Origin of the sequence: Polymorphospora rubra (genome assembly GCF_018324255.1) — a bacterium.
GTDB classification, from domain to species: Bacteria; Actinomycetota; Actinomycetes; order Mycobacteriales; family Micromonosporaceae; genus Polymorphospora; species Polymorphospora rubra.
Genome location: NZ_AP023359.1, coordinates 3,126,424 through 3,149,833, shown reverse-complemented (window position 1 = coordinate 3,149,833; position 23,410 = coordinate 3,126,424). Strand labels below are relative to the sequence as shown.

At 72.4% G+C, this 23,410-nt stretch carries 20 protein-coding genes and 1 pseudogene; 9 read left to right on the top strand and 12 right to left on the bottom strand.

What is annotated here, in order from left to right; translation table 11 throughout:
* Positions 1-4 precede the first annotated feature (4 nt).
* From nth to Prubr_RS14460, 3 genes are all read right to left on the bottom strand, one after another.
* Positions 5-754, bottom strand: coding sequence for an endonuclease III (gene nth / locus Prubr_RS14470; RefSeq protein ID WP_281425944.1), 750 nt, complete (start codon positions 752-754; stop codon positions 5-7).
* Positions 755-898: 144 nt separating this feature from the next.
* Entirely contained in the window at positions 899-2,065 is a 1,167-nt protein-coding gene (locus Prubr_RS14465; RefSeq protein WP_425518049.1) for a CapA family protein, read from the bottom strand.
* 118 nt (positions 2,066-2,183) lie between these two features.
* Complete coding sequence (locus Prubr_RS14460; RefSeq protein ID WP_212825721.1) at positions 2,184-2,849, bottom strand: adenosylcobinamide amidohydrolase; 666 nt, start codon at positions 2,847-2,849, stop codon at positions 2,184-2,186.
* A 184-nt stretch (positions 2,850-3,033) separates the two neighbouring features.
* Between Prubr_RS14460 and Prubr_RS14455 the strand changes: the two genes are divergently transcribed.
* On the top strand, positions 3,034-3,711 hold the full coding sequence (locus tag Prubr_RS14455) for a Crp/Fnr family transcriptional regulator (RefSeq protein WP_212825719.1): 678 nt from the start codon (positions 3,034-3,036) through the stop codon (positions 3,709-3,711).
* 50 nt (positions 3,712-3,761) lie between these two features.
* Here Prubr_RS14455 and Prubr_RS14450 read toward each other — a convergent pair whose 3' ends face one another.
* Complete coding sequence (locus Prubr_RS14450; RefSeq protein ID WP_212825717.1) at positions 3,762-4,139, bottom strand: type II toxin-antitoxin system HicB family antitoxin; 378 nt, start codon at positions 4,137-4,139, stop codon at positions 3,762-3,764.
* A gap of 45 nt (positions 4,140-4,184) precedes the next feature.
* Complete coding sequence (locus tag Prubr_RS14445) at positions 4,185-4,376, bottom strand: type II toxin-antitoxin system HicA family toxin (RefSeq protein WP_212825715.1); 192 nt, start codon at positions 4,374-4,376, stop codon at positions 4,185-4,187.
* Positions 4,377-4,485: 109 nt separating this feature from the next.
* On the opposite strand from Prubr_RS14445, the gene Prubr_RS14440 reads away from it, so the two are divergent.
* From Prubr_RS14440 to Prubr_RS14420, 5 genes are all read left to right on the top strand, one after another.
* A complete protein-coding gene (locus Prubr_RS14440) occupies positions 4,486-5,091 on the top strand; it encodes a TetR/AcrR family transcriptional regulator (RefSeq protein ID WP_212825713.1) in 606 nt (201 codons plus the stop codon).
* Positions 5,092-5,102: 11 nt separating this feature from the next.
* Positions 5,103-6,842, top strand: coding sequence for an acyclic terpene utilization AtuA family protein (locus tag Prubr_RS14435; protein ID WP_212825711.1), 1,740 nt, complete (start codon positions 5,103-5,105; stop codon positions 6,840-6,842).
* A gap of 154 nt (positions 6,843-6,996) precedes the next feature.
* Positions 6,997-8,595, top strand: coding sequence for an acyl-CoA carboxylase subunit beta (locus Prubr_RS14430; protein ID WP_212825709.1), 1,599 nt, complete (start codon positions 6,997-6,999; stop codon positions 8,593-8,595).
* 7 nt (positions 8,596-8,602) lie between these two features.
* Entirely contained in the window at positions 8,603-10,627 is a 2,025-nt protein-coding gene (locus Prubr_RS14425; RefSeq protein ID WP_212825707.1) for an ATP-binding protein, read from the top strand.
* Between the two features lie 15 nt (positions 10,628-10,642).
* On the top strand, positions 10,643-11,800 hold the full coding sequence (locus Prubr_RS14420) for an acyl-CoA dehydrogenase family protein (protein WP_212825705.1): 1,158 nt from the start codon (positions 10,643-10,645) through the stop codon (positions 11,798-11,800).
* 39 nt (positions 11,801-11,839) lie between these two features.
* Here Prubr_RS14420 and Prubr_RS14415 read toward each other — a convergent pair whose 3' ends face one another.
* The 6 genes from Prubr_RS14415 to sp36 are packed head-to-tail and all read right to left on the bottom strand — an operon-like array spanning position 11,840 to position 19,094.
* A complete protein-coding gene (locus Prubr_RS14415; RefSeq protein ID WP_212825703.1) occupies positions 11,840-13,510 on the bottom strand; it encodes a serine/threonine-protein kinase in 1,671 nt (556 codons plus the stop codon).
* The gene (locus Prubr_RS14410; RefSeq protein ID WP_246568949.1) at positions 13,507-13,932 is read right to left on the bottom strand and encodes a hypothetical protein; all 426 of its coding nucleotides are present in this window, start codon (positions 13,930-13,932) and stop codon (positions 13,507-13,509) included. Before Prubr_RS14410 ends, Prubr_RS14415 begins: the two co-directional genes overlap by 4 nt.
* Positions 13,933-13,944: 12 nt before the next feature.
* Positions 13,945-17,601: an adenylate/guanylate cyclase domain-containing protein gene (locus Prubr_RS14405; RefSeq protein WP_212825701.1), complete on the bottom strand. Its 3,657-nt coding sequence runs from the start codon at positions 17,599-17,601 to the stop codon at positions 13,945-13,947.
* Positions 17,598-18,431 (bottom strand): MBL fold metallo-hydrolase, encoded by an 834-nt coding sequence (locus tag Prubr_RS14400; RefSeq protein WP_212825699.1) that lies wholly within the window; start codon positions 18,429-18,431, stop codon positions 17,598-17,600. Before Prubr_RS14400 ends, Prubr_RS14405 begins: the two co-directional genes overlap by 4 nt.
* A 49-nt stretch (positions 18,432-18,480) precedes the next feature.
* The gene (locus Prubr_RS14395; protein ID WP_212825696.1) at positions 18,481-18,942 is read right to left on the bottom strand and encodes a RidA family protein; all 462 of its coding nucleotides are present in this window, start codon (positions 18,940-18,942) and stop codon (positions 18,481-18,483) included.
* Positions 18,939-19,094 carry a Sp36 family protein gene (gene sp36 / locus Prubr_RS14390; protein ID WP_013736319.1) on the bottom strand — a complete coding sequence of 52 codons (156 nt, stop codon included), beginning with the start codon at positions 19,092-19,094 and terminating at the stop codon, positions 18,939-18,941. The genes Prubr_RS14395 and sp36 overlap by 4 nt, the downstream gene beginning before the upstream one ends.
* Positions 19,095-19,306: 212 nt before the next feature.
* Between sp36 and Prubr_RS36860 the strand changes: the two genes are divergently transcribed.
* From Prubr_RS36860 to bagB, 3 genes and pseudogenes are all read left to right on the top strand, one after another.
* A complete protein-coding gene (locus tag Prubr_RS36860) occupies positions 19,307-20,401 on the top strand; it encodes an Rv0361 family membrane protein (protein ID WP_246568684.1) in 1,095 nt (364 codons plus the stop codon).
* Positions 20,402-20,428: 27 nt separating this feature from the next.
* Positions 20,429-21,402, top strand: a pseudogene (gene bagA, locus Prubr_RS14380) (ATPase BagA).
* A gap of 290 nt (positions 21,403-21,692) precedes the next feature.
* The gene (bagB, locus tag Prubr_RS14375; RefSeq protein ID WP_212825694.1) at positions 21,693-22,844 is read left to right on the top strand and encodes an ArsA family ATPase; all 1,152 of its coding nucleotides are present in this window, start codon (positions 21,693-21,695) and stop codon (positions 22,842-22,844) included.
* On the opposite strand, the gene Prubr_RS14370 is transcribed toward bagB, so the two are convergent.
* A complete protein-coding gene (locus tag Prubr_RS14370; RefSeq protein ID WP_212825692.1) occupies positions 22,831-23,127 on the bottom strand; it encodes a WhiB family transcriptional regulator in 297 nt (98 codons plus the stop codon). The two genes, bagB and Prubr_RS14370, sit on opposite strands and share 14 nt — an antisense overlap.
* Positions 23,128-23,410: the final 283 nt, after the last annotated feature.

The window sequence follows — 23,410 nt, the reverse complement described above, 5'->3', positions numbered from 1 at the left end:
TCGGTCACGGTACGTCGGCGGCCGCCGCCTGGGCCGGCACCAGGTCGGGGTCGGCCCCGGCCGCCGCCGCGAGGTCGCGGGCGCGGGGGCCCTTGAGGAGCTTGGCGGCCAGCGGATCGGTGGGTCCGGTGCCGTACGCCGGGCAGGCGGCGGCGAGCGTGCAGGCGCCGCAGGCCGGCTTGCGGGCGTGGCAGACCCGCCGACCGTGGAAGATCACCCGGTGCGACAGCATGGTCCAGTCGCGCTTCTCGATCAGGGCCCCGATCGCGTGTTCGATCTTGACCGGGTCGGTCTCGTCCGTCCATTCCCAGCGGCGAACCAACCGCTGGAAGTGGGTGTCGACGGTGATGCCGGGGACGTCGAACGCGTTGCCGAGGATCACGTTGGCGGTCTTGCGGCCGATTCCGGGCAGGGTGACCAGGTCGGTGAGGCGGCCGGGCACCTCGCCGTCGTACCGCTCGACCAGCGCCTGCCCCAGGTTGATCAGGGAGGTCGTCTTGTTGCGGAAGAAGCCGGTCGGCTTGATCAGCTGTTCCAGCTCGGCGCGGTCCGCACCGGCGTAGTCGGCCGCGGTCGGGTAGCGGGCGAACAGCTTCGGGGTGACCTCGTTGACCCGCTTGTCGGTGCACTGCGCGGACAGGATCGTGGCCACGGCGAGCTGGAGGGCGTTGCCGTGGTCGAGTTCGCAGTGCGCGTCGGGGTGTGTCTCGGCGAGGATCCGCGCCATCCGCCGGGCCCGCCGTTTGCGGCCCAGTTCGGTCTCGGCTTTGCGGGTCCGGCGGGCCGGTTCGACCTTTCGGGCTGCTTCGACCTTTCGGGCCGGTTCGGCGCTCGGGACCGGCCGGGCATTGGTCAGGCTCACGCTGGCCAGCGTACGTCGCCCGTCTGACGACCGGGGTCAGCCACCGGCCGGCGGGGTGATCCGGCCCTCGTCGTCCAGTGTCGGCGCGGTGGTCGGAAAGTCGGATTCGCACAGGCTGCGTACGAGGTCGAGCCCCCGCCTGCGGTCGTCCATGGTCGGCAGCCCGGCCCCGTTCATGATGGTCGAGATCAGCTGGCCGTCGGACCAGGTGCCGTCGGCGGTCATCGAGACCTTGAGCACCGCGCCGTAGCCGAGCCGCCCGCTGCCGTTGAGAGTGCCGCCGCCACCGGCGAAGTTGCCGAGGCTGTAGGCGATCAGCCGCCCCTTGTAGAACTCCAGCGCCCGCATGACGTGCGGCCCATGGCCCACCACGAGGTCGGCGCCCGCGTCGATGACGGCGTGGGAGAACTTGATCGGGTCGCCCCGGTTCTCGCCGAGGAACATCTCCGTGCCCGGCTTGACCCTGGTCTTCTCCGCCCCCTCGGCGCCCATGTGCACCTGCACCACGACCAGGTCGGCCTGGGCGGCCGCCTCTTCGACGATCTCGGTGGCCTTCGCGATGTCGACCAGGCTGTTGGTCCACGAGTACGGCGTGAAGCCGAGGACCGCGACCTTGACGCCCTCGACGTCGGCGATCGTGATCTGGCCGGCCCGGCCGGTGTGCTGCATCCCGTGCTCTTCGAGGGCCCGGGTCGTGTTCTCGTAGCCGGCCTGGCCGTAGTCGTAGCCGTGGTTGTTGGCGAGGTTGAGCAGGTCGAACCCGCCGTCGCGCAGGTGCGTGGCGTACGACGGCGGGGCCCGGAAGGCGTGACAGCCCGAGGCGCCCTCACCGCACTTGGTGGTGCCGGTGTCCTCGGTCAGCGGCTCTTCCAGGTTGCCCATGACCAGGTCGGCGACGAGTGCCTCCCGGACCGGGTCGAAGAAGCCCTCGCCACCGTTCGGCGGGAGCCGGTTGGGTGCGTTGCCCAACACGATGTCCCCGGTCGCCGACATGCTGATCACTTTGGGGGCGGCTTCGGTGGGACTGGGCGCGGGCGCGCCGGAGGGGTCGCCACCGGCGGAGGCGGAGTCCTGCCACACCGACGGCGCGGGGTTGCCACGGGTCGCGGTGAACGCCGCGAAACCACTCAGACCAATGCCGACCAGGACAACCACGACGGCACCGAAGGCGACGACAGGGCTCTCCGAAAAGACCTGTCCCAGCCGGCTACGCCGGCGCGGTTCCTGGTGGGCGCTATACATAACGCGCAGACCCTACCCGCCGGACGGGGTGTGCGACGACGGCCGTACGGATGAGGTACCGCCGTACGGATGAGGTAGTTCAGCGTTCGTGCCGCACCGACCACGGCACCTCGGTCAGCGAGTCGGGCCCGCCGGCGCGTACCGCCCGGTGGGCTGCCCGCGCCAGCGGCGCACCCCACCGGGACCGCGGCCCGCCGTAGGGCTCGGCCGGGCCGTCGGCCGGGCAGAGCACGGTCACCGCGTCGGTGGCGGTGCCGGTCGCCTCGACACCGATCTCCCAGAGTGCCTGTGTCTTGGCCTCGGTGACCGTCGCGACCGCGTTCACCAGTGCCGCGTCTCCCAGCCTCGCCGGCACCCAGGCGACGATGTTGACGGTCCCGACCCGCACCCCGGGTTCCTCGTCTGCCGCCGCGGCCCAGGTCGGGCTCCCCAGGCCGACGGTCGCCCAGACCCGCACGCCGCCGTCGGCGGCGTCGACGACCCGGGCCACGTCGACGCCGGTGAGCAACCCGACGCCGGGCCCGCGCAGGCCGAACTGGTCGGCGAGCCCGGCCAGGTGGGCGTCCGGGTCGTCCCGCCGGTACGAAATCGGCACGGTCGCGTTGATCACCCAGTCCCGTACGCCGATCCCACCGCCGAGCGGCGCCGAACTGATCGCGAGCCGGGGCCGGGACAGCCGCCAGACGAGCAACGGGATGGCCAGGCCATCTTCGGATCTTGTGGCGAGACTGGGCGCGGTCGGCATCGGACGATGCTACGGGGCCCGCCTCGGAGCCATAGTGCCTGGCCGAGGGGGATGTATGGTAGCGGCGTCCGGGGTCAGGTGGGTTACGCTCCGGACTCAAGATTTCAAGGGGCGCACGTCCGGTTTCCGAGCGGCGTCCGCCTAGACTGACTGCGCGCGACGTGCGCGCAGGCGGAGGTGCGCGATGGACGAGGTACTGGCCCGCAGCGGGATCTTCCAGGGCGTCGACCCGGAAGCGGCCGAGGCGCTCGCCAAGGAGATGGAGACGATCGAGGCCCGCAAGGGCGAGATCGTGTTCAACGAGGGGGAGCCCGGCGACAGTCTGTATATCGTGCTCAGCGGCAAGATCAAGGTTGGACGACGGGCAGCCGACGGCCGGCAGAACCTGATCGCCGTGATGGGTCCGTCCGACATGGTCGGCGAACTGTCGCTCTTCGACCCCGGTCCGCGCACCGCGACCGCCACCGCCGTCACCGACACCCGGCTGGTCCGGCTGCGCAAGCAGGCTCTGCGGCCGTGGCTCAACAACCGGCCGGAGATCGCCGAGCAGTTGCTGCGGGTGCTCGCCCGCAGGCTGCGCCGGACGAACGACAACCTCGCCGACCTGATCTTCACCGACGTGCCCGGCCGGGTCGCCAAGAACCTGCTCCAGATGGCCGGCCGGTTCGGCACCCGCGACGGCGGGGTGCTGCGGGTGACCCACGACCTGACCCAGGAGGAGATCGCCCAGCTCGTCGGCGCCTCCCGTGAGACGGTCAACAAGGCCCTGGCCGACTTCGCCTCGCGTGGCTGGCTCCGTCTCGACGGCAAGAGCATCATCATCCTCGACCCGGAGCGTCTGGCCCGCCGCGCCCGCGTCTGATCGAGTTTGGCCGGCGGGGGACGACCACGGTCGTCCCCCGCCGCCGTGTCTCAGGCCGCCGCCGTCGCCTGCGCGATCTGCGAGACCCGCTGAGGCGAGATGCCCAGCATCCGGCCGGCGTCCCGCACCGTGTAGCCGTCGGCGAGGAGTTCGCTTACGGCCTCGGCGGTCGCCCGTTCTGCGACAAGGTCCGCCTCACGGGCCGCCCGCCGGGCGACGAGGGCATGCGAGACCTTCGGCGGCAGTTGCGGACTGACTTCCAACTCGAAGCTGTCCGGCGCCACATTCAGCATCAGCGCGATGGCCTCGCGCGCCATCGCCTCCACTTGATCGAGCCGGCGGGCCTGGCTGTGTACCCCTTTGATCTCCGGGATGCTGATGGCCCACCAATTACCAGAGCGGGTGCACACCGCCGTGAACCTGGTCATCGTGTCCCTGCTTTCGTCTGCCTGCCCCGTTGGCTGATTCCGTCGCTATTTGATGTCGAGATCACGGAGAATCGCCCGCGCCGTCAACTCATTGACCTCACTATGTCGCGGAATGACCACGTTCTGTGAACCGTACCGAAAGATCGAATGGCTTCCGCCCTCGCGAACCAGATCGAAGCCGACGCCAGACCGTCGCGCCGCCCTGGCGATCGCCCGAATGAGATCAACTCGCTTCACCGGATTAGTCTAGTTGTCTAGACAAAATAAGTAGAGCCGCCTAGACAGTATAGCTCGGATCTAAACAAGCAGGCTTGACTGTTTGTTTCCGAAGATGGACGCTCTTGGCATGGCTGGCGCCGTACCGCGGGCTCCGCAGCAGGAGCGCAGTCGCGTCACCCGGGCGCGGCTGTTGGAGGCGACCGTCGAATGCCTGGTCGAGCAGGGCTGGTCGGGCACGACGACGACCCTGGTCGCCACCCGGGCCGGCGTGTCCCGGGGCGCCCAACTGCACCACTACCCGACGAAGGCAGCCCTGGTCATGGCCGCCGTCGCGCATCTGGCCGACCGCCGGGCCACCGAGATCCGGGCCGAGGCGCAGGCCCTGCCCACCGGGCCGGACCGGCTCGACCGGGTGGTCGACATGCTTGCCGCCGCGTTCACCGGGCCGCTGTTCGTCGCCGCCCTGGAGGTCTGGGTCGCCGCCCGCACCGACGCCGAGTTGCGCGGGGCGCTGGTGCCGCTGGAGGCGCGGGTCGGCCGGGAGATGCACCGGCTGACCGCCGAACTGCTCGGTGCCGACGAGCGCCGACCCGGCGTACGCGAGGCGGTGCAGGCCACCCTCGACCTGCTACGCGGCCTCGGCGTCGCCAACCTGCTCACCGACGACTCGGCCCGGCGGGCGACCCTGCTCGCCGCATGGAAACAGCAGCTCAAGGGGATCGTGAACAGCTGACCGGAGGTCGCATGATCAGGATCGGCAACGCGTCGGGCTTCTACGGCGACCGCTTCGCCGCCTGGCGGGAGATGCTCGACGCCGGCCAGCTCGACGTGCTGACCGGCGACTACCTCGCCGAACTGACCATGCTGATCCTCGGCCGGGACCGGCGTAAAGATCCGTCGCTGGGCTACGCGAAGACGTTTCTGCGCCAGATGGAGGACTGCCTCGGCACCGCCCTCGACCGGGGCGTACGGATCGTCACGAACGCCGGCGGGCTGAACCCGGCCGGGCTGGCGGAGGCGCTCGCGGGACTCGCCGACCGGCTCGGTGTGCCGGCCCGGATCGGGTACGTCACCGGCGACGCTGTCGACCGCCCCGGCGCGCTGACCGCCAACGCCTACCTGGGCGCCTTCGGCATCGCCGAGTGCCTCACCGCCGGCGCGGACGTGGTGGTGACCGGGCGGGTCACCGACGCGTCGCTGGTCGTCGGGCCGGCCGTGGCCCACTTCGGCTGGACCCGTGACGACCTCGACGCGCTCGCCGGCGCGACGGTCGCCGGGCATCTGCTGGAATGCGGGGCCCAGGTGACCGGCGGCAACTTCAGCTTCTTCACCGAGTTGCCGGACGGCGGCCACCGGCCGGGCTTCCCGATCGCCGAGGTGCACGCCGACGGCTCGTCGGTGATCACGAAGCACCCCGGGACCGGCGGTGCGGTGACGGTCGAGACGGTGACCGCGCAACTGCTCTACGAGATCGGCGGCCCCGACTACCTCGGCCCCGACGTGGTCACCCGGCTCGACACGGTCACCCTCACCGCGCAGGGGCCGGACCGGGTACGGGTCGGCGGCGTACGCGGCATGCCGCCACCGCCGACGCTGAAGGTCGGGATCAACGTGCTGGGCGGGTTCCGCAACTCGATGACGTTCGTGCTGTGCGGGCTGGACGTGCCGGCGAAGGCGGCCCTCGTACGCGGCCAACTGGAGGCGGCACTCGGCCGCGACGGGCTGGAGTTCACGCTGGCGCGTACGGACCATGTGAACGCGGTGGACACCGAGACGGCGAGCGCGCTGCTGCACGTACACCTGCGCGACCCGGACCCGAAACGGGCCGGACGGGCGTTCTCGGCCGCCGCGGTGGAACTGGCGCTGGCCTCCTATCCCGGCTGCACGGTGACGACTCCGCCCGCCGACGCGACCCCGTACGGAGTGTTCACATCGGACACCGTTCCCCAGGACGGGGTCCCTCATCTGGCCGTACTCCCCGACGGCTCTCGGATCCCCATCCCCCCACCCCCCAAGATCCCCGTGATCAGGGATCAGGACCCGCGTGTCGCCGGCGAGTCGACCACCCAGTTCCCTGATCACCACGATCTTGGCGAAGGCGGTGACAGCAGCGGGGGCGAGCGCGGCAGCAGCAACGGGGGCGGGCGGCGGGGGGCGCTCGGAGAGGTGGTCGGGGCGCGGTCCGGCGACAAGGGCGGTGACGCCAACCTCGGGGTGTGGGCGCGAACCGAGGCCACCCACGCCTGGTTGCGCGGCTGGTTGACGGTCGACCGGCTGCGGGAGTTGCTGCCGGAGATCGCCGGACTCGACGTCGAGCGCCACGAACTGCCCGACCTACGGGCGGTCAACTTCGTCCTCCGTGGCCTGCTCGGCCAGGGGGTCTCCGCGTCGACCCGGTTCGATCCGCAGGCCAAGGCCCTCGGCGAACTGCTCCGGTCCCGGATCGTCGAGCTGCCGACCGAGCGAAGCGAGGTGGACACATGACCGAGCGGGAAAGCGACGGCGGTCGAACTCGGTCCGACATATCTCCGATACGCCGCGATCCGTGTCGCTCCGGGCGAGACGCTCGTTACGGAGTTGACATTGACGGAGAACATCGCCGTCGCGGCGGCATCGCGAAGGGCATGGGGGTTGTGACGTGACTGTCCTCGATACGGCCATCGATCCGCGTACCCAGGCTTATCTGGAGAACCGGGGGGCGATGCTGGAACGGCTCGCCGAACTGGACGCCGTGCTGGAGACTGCCCGCGCGGGCGGCGGCGAGAAGTACACCACCCGCCACCACGCCCGTGGCCGGCTGCTCCCCCGCGAGCGGATCGAGTTGCTGGTCGACGAGGATTCGCCGTTCCTGGAGTTGTCGCCGGTCGCCGGCTGGGGCACCGACCATCCGATCGGGAGCGTGGTCACCGGCATCGGGGTGGTCGAGGGCGTCGAGTGTGTGCTGATCGCCAACGACCCGACCGTACGCGGCGGCGCGGTGAACCCGTTCTCGTTGCGCAAGACCCGGCGGGCCGGGGAGATCGCGCTCGCCAACCGCCTGCCGCTGGTCAATCTGGTGGAGTCCGGCGGCGCCGACCTGCCCAGCCAGTCGGAGATCTTCATCCCGGGTGGCCAGATCTTCCGCGACCTGACCCGGCTCTCGGCGGCCCGGATCCCGACGATCTCGGTCGTGTTCGGCAACGCGACCGCCGGCGGCGCCTACGTGCCCGGCATGTCCGACTACACGATCATGGTGCGTGGACAGGCGAAGGTGTTCCTGGCCGGTCCGCCGCTGGTGCGGATGGCGACCGGTGAGACCACCGACGAGGAGTCGCTCGGCGGGGCGGCGATGCACGCCGGCCGGTCCGGACTGGCCGACTTCCTCGCCGAGGACGAGCGCGACGGCCTGCGGCTGGCCCGGCAGTGCGTACGCCGGTTGAACTGGCGCAAGCTGGGGCCGGGGCCACGGACCAGCCCGGTGACCCCGCCGAAGTACGACCCGGAGGACCTGCTCGCGGTGGCCAGTGCCGACCTGCGGGTGCCGTTCGACCCGCGCGAGGTGCTGGCCCGGGTGCTCGACGGCTCGGAGTTCGACGAGTTCAAGCCGGCGTACGGGACCGCGCTGGTCACCGGCTGGGGCGAGCTGCACGGCTACCCGGTCGGGGTGCTGGCCAACGCGCGCGGGGTGCTGTTCTCCGAGGAGTCGCAGAAGGCGACGCAGTTCATCCAGCTCGCCAACGCCGCCGACACGCCGTTGCTGTTTCTCCAGAACACGACCGGCTACATGGTCGGGGCCGAGTACGAGCAGCGCGGCATCATCAAGCACGGCGCCCAGATGATTAACGCGGTGGCGAACTCGACGGTGCCGCACCTGACGGTGAACCTCGGTGCGTCGTACGGCGCGGGCAACTACGGCATGTGCGGGCGGGCGTACGACCCGAGGTTCCTGTTCACCTGGCCGAACGCGAAGTCGGCGGTGATGGGCCCGGCGCAGCTGTCCGGGGTGCTGTCGATCGTCGCCCGGCAGGCGGCGCAGGCGCGTGGCCAGCGGTTCGACGAGGAGGCCGACCTGGCGATGCGGCGGACGGTGGAGCAGCAGATCGAGTCGGAGTCGGCGGCGCTGTTCCTGTCCGGCCGGCTCTACGACGACGGGGTGATCGATCCCCGGGACACCCGTACCGTGCTCGGGTTCTGCCTGTCCGCTATCCACAATGGACCGATCAGGGGCGCCGAGGGCTTCGGCGTCTTCCGGATGTGAGGACCCGATGATCCGCAGACTCCTCGTGGCCAACCGGGGCGAGATCGCCCGGCGGGTCTTCGCCACCTGCAAGCTGATCGGCATCGAGACCGTCGCCGTCTTCTCCGACGCCGACGCCGACTCGCCGCACGTCGCCGAGGCCGACTACGCCGTACACCTGCCGGGGAACGCGCCGACGGCGACGTACCTGCGGGGTGACCTGATCATCGCCGCGGCCCGGCGGACCGGGGCCGACGCGATCCACCCCGGCTACGGCTTCCTCGCCGAGAACGCCGCCTTCGCCGCCGCGGTCGCCGACGCCGGCCTGACCTGGGTCGGCCCGCCCGCGAAGGTGATCGCGGTGATGGGCTCGAAGATCGAGGCGAAGGCGGTGGTCGCCGAGGCGGGCGTGCCGGTGCTGCCCAGCTTCGCCGACCCCGAGCAGGTCGCCGAGTTTCCGGTGCTGGTCAAGGCGTCGGCCGGTGGCGGCGGACGCGGCATGCGGATCGTCCGCGACGCCGACTCGCTGGCCGAGGCGATCGCGTCCGCCCGCCGCGAGGCGGCCGGCGCGTTCGGCGACGGCACCGTCTACGTCGAGCGGTACGTCGAACGGGCCCGGCACGTCGAGGTGCAGGTGTTCGCCGACGCCCAGGGCAACGTCGTCCCGTTCGGCGAGCGGGAGTGCTCGATCCAGCGCCGGCACCAGAAGATCATCGAGGAGACCCCGTCGCCGGTGGTGACCCCGGCGATGCGCGAGGAGCTGTGCGCCGCCGCGGTGGCGACCGTACGCGCCGTCGGCTACGTCGGCGCCGGCACCGTCGAGTTCCTGCTCGCGCCGTCCGGCGAGTTCTTCTTCCTGGAGATGAACACCCGGCTCCAGGTCGAGCACGCGATCACCGAGTGCGTATCCGGTTTCGACCTGGTCCGGCTGCAACTGGTGGTCGCCGAGGGCGCCACACTGCCGATGAACGGTCCGCCACCGATCCGCGGCCACGCCATCGAGGTACGGATCTGCGCCGAGGACCCGGCCTTCGCCTGGCAACCGTCGACCGGCACCCTGCACCGGTTCCACGTACCCGACGTGTCGGGGCGGTTCCGGCCACTGGTCCAGCCCGGCCTGCGGCTCGACGCCGGGGTGCGGGACGGCTCCATCGTCGGGGTCCACTACGACTCGATGCTGGCCAAGCTGGTGGCCTGGGCGCCGTCGCGGCACGAGGCGGCCCGACTGCTCGCCACCACGCTGAGCCGGGCCGAGATCCACGGTGTGGTCACCAACCGTGACCTGCTGGTCCGGGTGCTGCGGCACCCGTCGTTCCGGTCCGGCGGTTTCGACACCGGATTCCTGGACCGGCATCCGGAGGTCTTCGCCCCGCTGCTGTCGTCGGTCGACGCGGTCCGGATGTCGTGCCTGGCCGCCGCGCTCGCCGGTGCCGCCCGGCGGCGGGCGACCGCGCCGGTGCTCGCCTCGCTGCCGTCCGGCTGGCGCAACGTCGCGTCGGCCGCGCAGACCGTCCGCTACGACGGGCCGGCCGGACCGGTCGAGGTCGGCTACCGGCTGGACCGGTCCGGCGAGCTGGCGAACTGGTGGGTCCGGGCGGTCGATCCCGACGACTACGACCTGACCGGGGTCGGCCAGCCACCGGTCACCGACGACCACCCACCGGTCGCCGTGGTCCGCGCCGATCCGGACCGGGTGGTGCTCGACGTCACCGGCATCCGGCTCACCCTCGACGTGAACCGGGTCGGCGACGTGTCGTACGTGGACAGTCCGGAGGGCTCGGTCGCGTTGACCGCGCTGCCCCGCTTCCCGCAGCCGACCCCGAACCTGGCCGACGGTTCGCTGGTCGCCCCGCTGCCCGGCACGGTCGGCCGGGTGCTGGTCGACGTCGGCCAGCGGGTCCGGGCCGGCGAGCTGCTGCTGACGCTGGAGGCGATGAAGCTCGAACACCCCGTACACGCCCCGTCCGCCGGGGTCGTCGCCACGCTGCCGGTCAGCCCCGGCCGGCAGGTCGACACCGGCACCGTGCTGGCGGTGATCGCCCCACCCGACTAGCCAGGAGGCCCCCTCATGGACTTCGACCTCACCCCCGAACAGGCACAGCTGCGCGACGCCGTACGGGCTCTCGGCCGCTCGTACGGCCACGGCTACTACGTGGCCCGGGCGAAGGCCGGCGAACCGACCACCGAACTGTGGGCCGACGCCGGCCGGCTCGGCTATCTCGGGGTCAGCGTTCCCGAGGAGTACGGCGGCGGTGGCGGCGGCATCACGGAACTGTCGATCGTCTGCGAGGAACTGGCGGCGGCCGGCTGCCCGCTGCTGCTGCTCGTGGTGTCGCCGGCGATCGTGGCCACGATCGTGGCCCGGCACGGCACCGACGGGCAGCGCAAACGTTTCCTGCCCGGGATCGCCGACGGCTCGCTGAAGGTGGCCTTCGCGATCACGGAGCCGGAGGCGGGATCGAACTTCCACAAGCTGGGGACGGTGGCCCGCCGCGACGGCGACGACTGGCTGCTGTCCGGCCGCAAGTGCTTCATCTCCGGGGTCGACGAGGCGTCGTACGTGCTGGTGGTGGCCCGTACCGCCGACGCGGCGACCGGCCGGCTGCGGCCGGCGCTGTTCCTGGTGCCGACCGACGCGGCCGGCCTGACCCGGTCGAAGCTGGAGATGGAGATCGTGTCGCCGGAGAACCAGTGGCTGCTCTACCTCGACGACGTCCGGGTACCGGGCGACGCGCTGGTCGGCGACGAGGACACCGGCCTGCCGGCGCTGTTCACCGGCCTCAACCCGGAGCGGATCACGGTCGCCGCGATGAGTGCCGGCACCGCCCGGTACGCGCTGGAGCGGGCCTCGGCCTACACGGCGACCCGGCAGGTCTGGGGCCGGCCGGTCGGCGCGCACCAGGGCGTGTCGCATCCGCTGGCACACGCGGCGGTGCAGGTCGAACTGGCCCGCCTCATGATCGCCAAGGCCGCCGGACTCTACGACGCGGGCCGGGACGTGGAGGCGGGCGTCGCCGCCAACCTCGCCAAGTACGCCTCGGCCGAGGCCGCGACCCTCGCCGTCGACACCGCCGTACAGGCCCTCGGCGGCAACGGCATGACCACCGAGTACGGCGTCGCGACGCTGCTCGGCGCGGTACGGGCGACCCGGATCGCACCGGTCAGCCGGGAGATGATCCTCAACTTCGTGGCTCAGCACGTGCTCGCCCAGCCGAAGTCGTACTAGGCGCCCGGCCGGGCGGCCCGCCGGTCGACGGCCGGGCGGTCAGCCGCCGAGGGTGGGCCGTTCGAGCTGGTTCGACCCTCGGCCGGCGAGGCACCGGTAGCTGCGGTCGCCGGCCGCCACCGCCTCGCCGGTCGGCGGCAGCACCTCGAGCTGCCAGCCGCCCAGGTTGAGCATCAGCGAGGTGGTGAGCAGGTTCGTGGTGTTGCAGAGCCGGCGGACCGCCGGGTCGGCGACCACCGTGGCGTGGTCGATCCCGGCGATGTCGGCCGGGAGGTCGCCGATCGCGTAGGTCTCCCAGGTGTGCGGGCCGGTGCACGGCACCCGGCTCGCCACCAGCTCGCCGCCCTGCGTCCGGGTGTCGCCGAAGCACTCCATCTCACCGGGACAGCGACCGCCGTCGGGCAGCGGGATCAGGCAGCCGGGCAGTACGCCGCCGAGGTTGGTCGGCCCGGTGCCGGCCGGATCACTCGACGCGGAGGGGGTCGGGGTCGGCATCGCCGCCGGGCGGGTCGCCACCCACCAGGTGCCGGCGGAAACCAGCACCAGCAGCACGACCAGGCCGAGGGCGCCGAGCACCCACGGCAGTTTCCGGCGCACCGGCGACATCAGGCCGGGCGGGCCGCCGGGGCCGGCCGGCCGCGGCCCACCGACCGGCGGCGGCCCGTCGTACGGCGTACCGAGCTGGTGTGGGCCGGCGGGCGGAAACCCGCCTCCGTACGGTCCGCCGGGCTGGAACGTGACGTTGATGGGGGGCGCCGACAGCGGCGCGTCGGGGCCGGGACCGGCGGCGGAAGGGCCGCTGGCCGTGGGCGTACCCGACGGTGCCGCCCACGGTCCGGGCTGGGCCGGCCCGAACTTGGCCGGGCCGGCGGCGACCTGCCCGGTGTCGAGCGGGAGGGCGAGGAGCGTATCCCGCAGTTGGGCGGCGGTGGGCCGGGCGTCGGGGTCGTTGGCCATGCCGGCGCGCAGGACGTCGAGCAGCGCGGCCGGCACCCCGGGCAGCTCCGGCAGCGGTTGGCTGAACAGTTCCAGCAGCGCGATCAGGCTGGGGCTCTGGTCGTCCTGCCAGCGCGGGGGCCGACCGTGCATGATCGCGTAGATGGTGGCGCAGAGCGCGTAGACGTCGGAGGTGGGGGTGGGCTCGCTGTGCCGGAACATCTCCGGTGGCGCGTACGCCGGGGTGAGCACCTCGAGGGTGAGCGAGGTGTCCCGGTATTCGGCGATGACCGCCAGCCCGAAGTCGGCCAGCGCCGGTTCACCGAAACGCGAGTGCAGGATGTTGGCCGGTTTGACGTCGCGGTGCAGTACGCCGAGTTCGTGGGCGTCGGCCAGCGCGTCGGCGATCTTGGCTCCGACGTCCCGCGCCTCGGCCGGGCCCAGCGGTGACGACCGCATCCGCTCGGCGTACGAGCCGTCGCAGAGTTCCATGATCAGGTAGGGGTGCCGGTCGGCGGTGACCCCGGCGTCGAAGAGGTCGACGACGTGCGGGTGCGACGACATCCGCCCGGCCGCCCGGGCCTCGCGCAGGAACCGGCGCTGGTCCCGGTCGCTGTCGAGGGTCCGGTTCTCGACCTTCACGGCGACCTCGCGGCCGACCGACTCCTGCGTCGCGCGGTAGACCGTCGCGTAGCCGCCCCGGGCAAACACCGACAGACCCGACAGACCCGGCACCACGGGCAGTGGTAGCTGGCCTGGCGGGGTACCGGTCACGGGTTAGAAGGTACCGAAGCGCGTCGCTTGCGCTCGAACCACAGCGCCAGCCCGGTCGCCACCGCGCCCAGCCCCTCCCACAGCGCCACCCCGAAGAAGCGGTCCGGCGCGGCCTCGGTCAACACCAGGACCGTGAACACCGTGAAGGTCACCATCCGGAAGATGACGGTGAAGAGAAAGAACGGCCGCCACTCGGTGGCCGCGGCGACGAGGTAATAGACCCCCATGTTGAGCGAGGCCATCGACGAGGCCGCCATGAAGGTGCGGGTGTAGTCGCCGGGCGCCCGTTCGTCGAGGACCTCGAAGCCGAGCATGACCAGCAGCGTGTCCGGGTTGATCAGGCCGGTCACCCCCATCAGCACGGCGAGCAGACCGAACACGGCGATCGTCCACCCCGAGGCCGACCGGGGGATGATATTGATGCGAGGCACGCCCTAGGGTAGCGGTGCGGCCGGCGTGACGGAATCGCCGCGTACGTCGGAATCGGAACCGCCACCGAGACGGTCCCGCAGCGCCTCGACCGCCGTACGTTCGCTCACCTGCTCAGTCGAAGTGGCCAGCCGTACGGCGTCATCGGCCGCGGCCAGCGCCTCGACCGGCTGCCCGTTCGCGTACAGCGCCTCCGCCAGCACCTGTGCGGTCACCACCCGGCTGCGTACGTCCTCGGCCGGCATCGCCACCGCCCGGCGGGCCCAGTCCAGTGCCTGCACCGCCTGCCCCTCGGCCAGCAGCGCCGACGCGTAGCGGGCCACCGCCTGCGCCCGGGAGAACAGCAGCGACGGCTCCTTCGCCGTGGCGGCGAGCGGCGCGAGCAGCCCGACCGCCGTCGGCGCGTCGCCGGCGGTCAGCCGGGCGGTGGCGAGCAGCACCCGCGGTCCGACCTGGGCCGGCGCCAACGGGTTGTGCGGTTCGACCACGGTCAGCACCCGGCGGGCATCACGTTCGGCCGCCTCGACGTCACCCCGGTCGAGGGCGACGGACCCGCGCAGCGTGCCGGCGATCCCGGTCAGCAGCGGATGCGCGGTCCGCCGGCCGTAGCCCAGCGCATCGGTCAGCAGGTCGGCGGCGTGCTCGTGCTCGCCCAGGCTGCGGGCCACCGCGCCACGTACGACGAGGGCGAACCCCCGGCCCCAGTCGTCGGAGGCGGCGTCGAAGTCGCGGTAGGCGCGGCGGGCCTCCCGGTCGGCGTCGGCCAGCTCACCCAGCTCGGCGGAGGCGAACGCCTCCACCGCCCGCAGGGTGCCGACCGCCCACGCCTCCCCGACCCGCTCGCCGAACGGCAGGAAGAGCCGGGCCAGCCGGCGGGCCTCGGCCAGCCGGCCGGCGAGCAGCCGGGCGAAGGCGGTCGTGCCGCGCAGCCAGGACCGGCCGGCCGGATCACCGAGTTCGGCGAAGAGGCGGGCGGCCCGACCGAGCACCGCGTCGGTGCCGGCGAAGTCGCCGCGGGTCGTCGTCACCCAGGCCAGGTTCTGCAACGACCAGGCCTGGCCGAGCCGGTCACCGGCGGCCACGTTGACCTGGTAGGCGGCCGCGAACCGGCTGCTCGCCCGGCTGAGCCGGCCGGCGAGGAAGTCGGCCATGCCGAGCCGGCGCATCGCCTGGGCGCGCTCGGTCGGCAGGTTGGCGTCGGTCGCCACCTGCAGGGCCTCCTGCCAGGTCGGCACCGCCCGGGCATGCTCGCCCAGGGTCGCGTACGCCCGGCCGGCGATGAGCAGCGCACCGGCCCGGCTCGCCGCGTCGTCGCCCGCGTTGGCGCCGATCTTCTCCGCGTACGCCAGCGCGTCGGTCACCCGACCGGTCTGGAGCAGGGCCCGGGCGTGGATCAGCCGGTCGGCCGCCGGCACCAGGTCGTCGGCGAGCGCGACGGCCCGTTCGGCGTACGCGACAGCGGTCGCCGGCTCCCCGGCGGCCCCGGCCCGCCGGGCGGCCCGGCCCAGTGCGGCGACACCCAGCGGCGCCACCGTCCGCGCCACCGAGTCCGGCCGCAGGCCGACCGCGTCGGCCAGGCTGACCGCGCGCTCGACGTGGTCGGCGATGAACGCGTCGCGTTCGGGTGCCGGAATCCCGCCCGGGGTGGCGGCCCCGCCGAGACCGGCCGGTGGTTCGTTGACCGGCCGCGCCGCCCACTGCGCGAGGACGGCGTGCCGCTCGGCGAGGTCGGCCTTGCCGATGCCGGCGTACGCCGCCTCCCGCATCAGCGGGGTGGTGAACGCGTAACCCTCCCGGACCCGGTGCAGCATCCGCCGCTGGAGCAGTTCGTCGACGGCCCGTTCCAGTTCGACGGCGACGACCGCGGTCGGCCGGCCGTCCCGCCCGGCCCGGCGCTCGCGCAACGCCTCCAGCGTGCCGGCCGGCACCGAGTCACCGATCACGGCCGCGTCGCGCAGCACCGAACGGGCGTCGGCGGGCAGCGCGTCGATCCGGGCGGCGAGTACCGCCGCAAGGTCGCGGGAGAGCAGCCGGCTGCCCAGCGATCCGGGTACGAGCCGCCAGGTGCCGGCCGCGTTGGCCCGGGCCGCAGGCGTCAACGCCCCCCGCTCGCGCAGCAGGGTGACCAGTTCGGCCAGGTAGAACGGGTTGCCCTGGGCGGTCGCCAGCAGCCGGTCGGCGTCGGCCTGCGGCAGCCGGCCACCGCCGAGATACGCGGTCAGCAGCCGGGCCGCGTCGGCGCCGCGCAGCGGTGGCAGGGCGTGCACCTCGGCGTCGGCGACCCGGGTCAGCGCCCCGGCCGTACGGACCAGTTCGGGGCGGCCGAGCAGCAGCACCAGCACCGGTCCGACGAGCCGGGACAGGGTCACGCCGAGGGCGTCGACGGTCTCCGGGGTCGCGTCGTGCAGATCGTCGACGACCACCAGCAGCGGCGTCTCGGCGGCGAGCGCGCTGAGCAGGTCGGCGACCGCCGAGGGCAGGGCGTCGGCGTCGACCGTCGGCGTCTCCTGGGCCCAGTCGTTGGCCGGGGCGGGCGTGCCGAGTTCGGCCGGCATGTCGCCGTAACCCATCAGGGCCATCAGCAGGTCGGTCGCGATCGTCGGCGACTCACCCCGGTGCCGGGTCAGCCGCTGCCCGAGCCGGCGCAGCCGCTCCTCGACGACCGTACGGGTCACCGCGGTGGCCGAGTCACGGGGCAGACCGACGGTGGCCCGGACCAGGTCGGCGAGTGGACCGAGCCGGCGCCGTTCACCGAAGGCGGCGCAGCGCACGGACAGCACCCGGGCCCCGGTGTGGCTGGCGAAGCGGCCGGCACCGACGTCGTAGCCGGCCGCGAAGCGTTCGACCTCGGCGGCGAACCGGGACTTGCCGATGCCGGCCTCGGCGGTCATCACCAGCACCCGGGGCTCGTCCTGGTCGATGACCTCGGCGAGCCGGCCGGCGACCCGGCCGATCTCCGCGTCGCGGCCGACGAACGGCGCCTCGTCGCCCAGCCCGGACCGGGTGCCGGGCGCGTCGAGCAGGCCCAGCAGTTCGTAAGCCTCGACCGGCTCACGTTTGCCCTTGAGCCGCAGCGGACGCAGGTGCCGCCAGGAGGCGACGTGCCGGGTGGCGGTGGAGGTGGTGGCGCCGGCGTAGACCGCGCCGATCGCGGCGGCGTCGGCGAGCCGGGCGGCGGTGTTGACCGTGTCGCCGATGACGGTGTATTCGATGGCGGCCTGGATTCCGGCGACCACGTCCCCGGTGTTCAGGCCGACCCGCAGCCCGAGTGGTGCGCCGCCGCCCCGCTCGTCGTCGAGGACCCGCCGGACGGCCCGCTGCATCGACAGCGCCGCGCGTACCGCCCGTTCGGCGTCGTCCTCGTGGGCGACGGGAGCGCCGAAGACCGCCATGATGCCGTCGCCGGTGAGCTTGTCGACGTGCCCGCCGAAGGTCTTGACCGCGCCGGCCAGGGCGGCCAGCACCCGGTCGGTGACCGCGCCGACCCGCTCGGGGTCGAGGTCCTCCGACCAGGAGGTGAAATCGGACAGGTCGCCGAACAGGACGGTTACCACCCGTCGTTCGGCGGCCGGAAGGGTCGCGGCGGCCGGCAGCGCGGCTCCGCAGTTGTGGCAGAACCGCGCGCCGGGGACAGCGACTGTTCCACACACCGGGCAGGTCACGGAGGGTCCAACCCACCGGAGCCCGGGCCGGATTCCCCAGCTCCTCGATCCAGATATGCCAGCTGAGCCCGGACCGACCATTCGGCGGCCGGCCACAGCGAACGGTCGACGTCGGCGTAGACCGCGGCGACCACCTCGGCCGGGGTCGTCGCACCGGCGGCGACGGCCTGCCGCACCTGGTCGAGCCGGGCCCGCCGGTGGGCCAGGTAGAACCGGGCGGCGGCCGCGCAGTCGGCGAGCGCCGGGCCGTGCCCCGGCAACGCCGGCAGGTCGTCGTAGGCGGTGAGCAGCTCCAGGCTGGCGAGGTAGTCGCCGAGGTCGCCGTCCGGCCACGCCACGATGGTCGTGCCCCGGCCGAGGATCGTGTCGCCGGTGAAAACCGCGCGCTCGCCCCCGGCGTCGACCAGGAAGCAGACCGAGTCGCGGGTGTGCCCCGGCACGGCCAGGACCTCGATCCGCAGTCCGAACCGGCTGAGGTCGGCGCCCGGCTCCAGTGCCCCGGCCCCGATCCGGTGCGCCGGGTCGACCGCGAGCACGTCGACCCCGCCGAGCAGCCCGGACAGCCGGCCGGCACCCTCGACGTGGTCGGGGTGACCGTGTGTGATCAGGATGGCCCCGACCGGAGCGTGGCCGGCGATGGCGGCGAGGTGGTCCGGATCGTCCGGCCCGGGGTCGACGACGACGGCCGGCGCGCCGTTTCCGGCGCGCAGCACCCAGGTGTTGGTGCCGTCGAGCGTCATCGGCCCCGGGTTCGGCGCACGCAGCAGGGTCGCCCAGCTCGGAAGCCGGGTGGCCAGCGCCGCCGCCGGTGCTGTCACGTGCGCGGTCATGGCTGCGATCGTACGACCCGGATCTGACGATCCTGCTACGAGACCTTGGTCAGGCCACCTCGACGATGACCTCGACCTCGACCGGGGCGTCCAGCGGCAGCTCGGCGACCCCGACGGCGGTACGGGCGTGCCGCCCGGCCTCGCCGAAAACGGCGCCGAACAGCTCGGACGCGCCGTTCATCACGGCCGGCTGCCCGGTGAAGCCCGGTGCCGAGGCGACGAAGCCGGTCACCTTCACGATCCGTACGACGTTGTCCAACCCGGAGACCGAGTCGATCGCGGCGATCGCGTTGAGCGCGCACTGCCGGGCCAGGTCCTTGGCCTCCTCGGCGCTGACGGCGGCACCCACCTTGCCGGTGGCGAGCAGCTTCCCGTCGGCGATCGGCAACTGGCCGGAGAGGTAGACGTGCTGGCCGGAACGCACCGCCGGCACGTACGCCGCCACCGGGGGCACGACCTCGGGGATCGTCAGGCCCAGCTCGGCGAGCTTCGCGTGCGGTCCGGCGCTCATGCCTTCGGCCGCTTCAGGTAGGCGACGAGCTGCTCCGGGTTCGGACCGGGCACGACCGACACCAGCTCCCAGCCGTCCTCACCCCAGTTGTCGAGGATCTGCTTGGTCGCGTGGACCAGCAGCGGAACGGTGGCGTACTCCCACTTCTGCATGTCGGCACCCTAACCCGCCGCGATGTCCCCACCGGCGCGGCCCGCCGGCTCCGGCGCCCCAGGGGGCCACCGGCCGACCCCGGCAGTACGCAGCGTGACCGGAGGCGGACGGCGGACCCGCGCCGGGCGACGGACCGCTACCCTGACCGGACGGATGGCACGTAGGCTGTCCCGCCACGACTTCTCGCTTCCGTCGCTTCGCAGGGGAGACGATGACCCAACCACCCAACGGTGGCGCCACGCCGCCGTCGAACGGTCAGCCGGATCAGCCGGTCTCCCCCGGTGCGGCGCCCGACCCCAACGCGCCCGCGCCGCTGTGGCCGGGCATGCAGGACGCCGCCCCGGCGGCACCGCCCCCGCCCGCTCCGGCTCCACCGGCGCCGCCGGCGGCCGCGCCGGGTGTCGGACTGGGCAAGCCCGCCGAGTCGGGCTATCCGCCACCGCCGCCGGCCGCGCCCGCGTCGGGCCCGCCGACGCCACCGCCCGGCCAGTACGCGCCGCCCGTGTCGGCCCAGCCGGCACCGCCGTACGGCCAGCCGGCCTACGAGCAGCCCGGCTACGGCCAGCCGCCACCGCCGTACGGGCAGCCCGCCGCGCAGTACCCGCCGCCGGGACAGCCGGTCTCGGGTCAGCCCTACCCGGGGCAGCCGGTCTCCGGTCAGCCCTATCCCGGCCAGCCGATGTCGGGCCAGCCGATGTCGGGGCAGCCGTACCCGACCCAGCCGATCTCGGGTCAGCCGTTCGCGGCGCAGTCCCCGGGTTACCCGGTCTCCGGCCAGCCGTACGGCAATCCCGGTGAGTACGCCCAGCCGGGCTACCCGCCCGTCCCCGGCCAGCCCGGCTACCCCCCACAGCAGCCGCCGAAGAAGCGTCGCGGCCTGCTGATCGCCTCGATCGTGCTCGTGTTCGTGCTGCTGCTCTGCGGTGGCGGCGGTCTCGGCGCCTTCTTCCTGCTACGCAACGCGGAGGGCAGCGACGGAGCGGCCGAGCCGGTCGCCGCGGTCGACAACTTCCTCAAGGCGGTCTACACCGACCGCGACGCCAGCCGGGCGGCCTCGCTGGTGTGCGCGGAGGCCCGCGACGAGGAGGCGATCAGCAAGAAGGTCGAGGAGATCAGCAACTACTCGACGACGTACACGAACCCGCGCTTCGACTGGGAGCCCCCGAAGGTCGACGACCAGAACGAGGAACGGGCCATCGTCTCGGTCAAGCTGACCATGCTGACCGACGACGAGAAGACGTCAGACCAGGAACTCAGGTTCACCGTGGTGCAGAAGACGGGCTGGTGGGTCTGCGAGGTGGGGTGAACCCACCGGCTGGCTACGCTCGGATCTGTGCGAGCAGGTGAGCAGTCAGCCAACGGGAACTGGCCCGCCCGACTTCACGTGGTCACGGGCAAGGGTGGCACCGGCAAGACGAGCGTGGCCGCCGCACTCGCTCTCGCCCTTGCCGACGGAGGACGGCGAACCCTGCTGGTCGAGGTCGAAGGCCGGCAGGGCATAGCCCAACTCTTCGACACCGGCGCCCTGCCGTACGAGGAGCGGCGGATCGCCGGCACCAGCGGCGGGGGGAGGTCCGCGCGCTCGCCGTCGACCCCGAGGAAGCCCTGCTCGAATACCTCGACATGTTCTACAAGCTGGGCGCGGCGGGCCGGGCACTGCGCAAGTTCGGGGCGATCGACTTCGCCACGACGATCGCCCCGGGGCTTCGTGACGTGCTACTCACCGGCAAGGTCAAGGAGGCCACCACCCGGACGGCCGACCGTCGGCGGGTGTACGACGCCGTCGTACTCGACGCGCCGCCGACTGGCCGGATCGGGCGGTTCCTGAACGTCACCACCGAGACGGCGCGGCTCGCGAAGGTGGGACCGATCAAGACGCAGAGCGAGGGCGTGGCGGCCCTGCTGCGCTCCCCGATCACCGCCGTCCACGTCGTCACGCTGCTCGAGGAGATGCCGGTCCAGGAGACCGTCGACGCGATCGCCGAACTGACGGCGCTCGGCATCCCGATCGGCCACGTGATCGTCAACAGCACCCGCCAGCCGCTGCTGGCCGGTGTCAAGGTCACCCAGACCGAGTTGCGCCGTGGCCTGACCGCGATCGGCCTGCCCGCTGACCGGGCCACGGTCGCCGGCCTGCACACCGAGGCCAAGGCCCACCTCACCCGCCGCGCGATGGAGGAGTCGCTCCGTACCGAGCTGGCCGAACTGGGCCGCCCAATGATCGAACTCCCGCTGATTCCCGAGGGCATCACCCGCCCCGCCCTGGACCAGTTGGCCAAAGCCCTGGCCACCCCACCCCGCAAATAACCCGGCAAACCACCCCCGGACACGCACCAACCCCGCCAGTCACCACCCGGCCAGCGCAGGACCGGACAGCAACACCCCGGCGAAGCAATCGGTGGACAGGTGCGACCGTGACTCACGTCGCGAGTCGACCGAGCGCCGCCGCACCGTCTGGAGCCCGAGGACATGCGGCGAAGCCGTCATGCCCGCAGGGCGAAGACGGTGCATGGGGCGGCGCGAAGCGGAGCGAGCCGTCCGAGCGGAGCGAGGACCAACCAACGGAGCCCAACCAAGTCACCGCAAAGTACGCTCGGTTGGTGCCCTCTGATCACCAGGTGCCACGGCTGGACGTGGATCGGATCCTCGCCGATGACGGCGTGCGGATCGTGGTCTGTTGTGGTTCGGGTGGGGTGGGTAAGACGACGACCGCCGCGGCGTTGGCTCTGCGGGCGGCGGAGCGGCACGGCCGTCGCACGGTGGTGTTGACGATCGACCCGGCGCGCCGGTTGGCGCAGTCGTTGGGGTTGAGTGAGTTGGACAACACGCCGCGTCAGGTGAAGGGAATCGACGCCGAGGCCAGTGGCGGCGAGTTGCACGCGATGATGCTGGACATGAAGCGCACCTTCGACGAGGTGGTGCTGGCGCACACCGATCCGGCGAAGGCCGCGGAGATCTTCGCGAACCCGTTCTACCAGGCCATGAGCTCGACTTTCGCCGGCACGCAGGAATACATGGCGATGGAGAAGCTGGGGCAGTTGCACGCCCGCGGCGAGTGGGACCTGATCGTGGTGGACACGCCGCCGTCGCGGTCGGCGCTGGATTTCCTCGATGCGCCGGCGCGGTTGTCGCGGTTCCTGGACGGCCGGATGCTGCGGATGTTGCTGGCGCCGGCCCGGACCGGTGGCCGGAGCATGTTCAGCCTGGTGACGGCGTCGTTCGGGATGTTCTCGCGGGTGGTGCAGAAGATCCTCGGCGCGCAGTTGCTGACTGACCTGTCGGGTTTCGTGGCCGCGTTCGACTCGATGTTCGGCGGGTTCCGGCAGCGGGCGGAGCAGACGTACCGGATCCTGCAGGCGCGGGAGACGGCGTTTCTGCTGGTCGCGGCGCCGGAGCCGGATGCGGTACGGGAGGCGGCGTATTTCGCGGGCCGGCTCGGCGAGGAGCGGATGCCGCTGGCGGGGCTGGTCCTCAACCGGGTGCATCAGAGCGCGGTCGAGGGGTTGTCGGCGGCGGAGAGTCTGGCGGCGGCGGAGCGGTTGGAGGAGTTGGGCGGTCATTCGGTGACGGCCGAGGCGTTGCGGGTGCATGCGGCGTTGATGCGGCAGACGGCCCGGGAGCACGAGGTGGCCGCGGTGTTCACGGACGCGTTTCCGGCGGTTCCGGTCGTGTCGGTGGCGGCGCAGCCCGCCGACGTGCATGACGTCGACGGGCTGCGGGTGATCGGTTCGGCTATCAGCCGGCCGTGACCAGGACCTTTTCCTTGTCCCGGAGCGCGGCTTCGAACATCTTGCGCCAACTGGCCACCTGCGGGTGGCGGCGGAGCAGGGCCCGCCGTTCCCGCTCGGTCATGCCGCCCCACACGCCGAACTCGATGCGATTGTCGAGCGCGTCGGCCAGGCATTCGTAGCGCACCGGGCAGCTGCGGCAGATTCGCTTCGCCACGTTCTGCTCGGCACCTTGTACGAACAACGCGTCAGGGTCTCCACTCTGACACGCAGCCATGGTGGGCCAGTCTGTGATCATGCCCATGTGTCCACGTCCCCCCTTGCAGTCCCGCTACCGACCAGTGCCACTCGGCCGGCAAAACCCCCGGTCACCCACGGCTGCCTTCCCCCAGCATCCGCAAGTGACGTGCGATACTCGCCGGACCATCATGCTCTGTAGTCAACCGATTACGCAACGTCGTCAGCCAAATCATTAATCCGGACACTCCGCCCAGTTCGGCCAGCGACCAGAAGCTGTGATACCCACGCAATACCGGAAAACGCCACGCCGGCCGGCTCTGGAGGAGGAGACTCGAGAGCGAAGACGA

Bases quoted from the DNA above. Each gene is read 5' to 3' on its own strand.
- Prubr_RS14395 (WP_212825696.1), bottom strand. From the start codon at position 18,942: ATGAGCGCCGGACCGCACGCGAAGCTCGCCGAGCTGGGCCTGACGATC.
- Prubr_RS14400 (WP_212825699.1), bottom strand. From the start codon at position 18,431: ATGACCGCGCACGTGACAGCACCGGCGGCGGCGCTGGCCACCCGGCTT.
- Prubr_RS14460 (WP_212825721.1), bottom strand. From the start codon at position 2,849: ATGCCGACCGCGCCCAGTCTCGCCACAAGATCCGAAGATGGCCTGGCC.
- Prubr_RS14370 (WP_212825692.1), bottom strand. From the start codon at position 23,127: ATGGGCATGATCACAGACTGGCCCACCATGGCTGCGTGTCAGAGTGGA.
- Prubr_RS14440 (WP_212825713.1), top strand. From the start codon at position 4,486: ATGGCTGGCGCCGTACCGCGGGCTCCGCAGCAGGAGCGCAGTCGCGTC.
- Prubr_RS14420 (WP_212825705.1), top strand. From the start codon at position 10,643: ATGGACTTCGACCTCACCCCCGAACAGGCACAGCTGCGCGACGCCGTA.
- sp36 (WP_013736319.1), bottom strand. From the start codon at position 19,094: ATGCAGAAGTGGGAGTACGCCACCGTTCCGCTGCTGGTCCACGCGACC.
- Prubr_RS14450 (WP_212825717.1), bottom strand. From the start codon at position 4,139: ATGACCAGGTTCACGGCGGTGTGCACCCGCTCTGGTAATTGGTGGGCC.
- Prubr_RS14435 (WP_212825711.1), top strand. From the start codon at position 5,103: ATGATCAGGATCGGCAACGCGTCGGGCTTCTACGGCGACCGCTTCGCC.
- Prubr_RS14425 (WP_212825707.1), top strand. From the start codon at position 8,603: ATGATCCGCAGACTCCTCGTGGCCAACCGGGGCGAGATCGCCCGGCGG.
- Prubr_RS36860 (WP_246568684.1), top strand. From the start codon at position 19,307: ATGACCCAACCACCCAACGGTGGCGCCACGCCGCCGTCGAACGGTCAG.
- Prubr_RS14455 (WP_212825719.1), top strand. From the start codon at position 3,034: ATGGACGAGGTACTGGCCCGCAGCGGGATCTTCCAGGGCGTCGACCCG.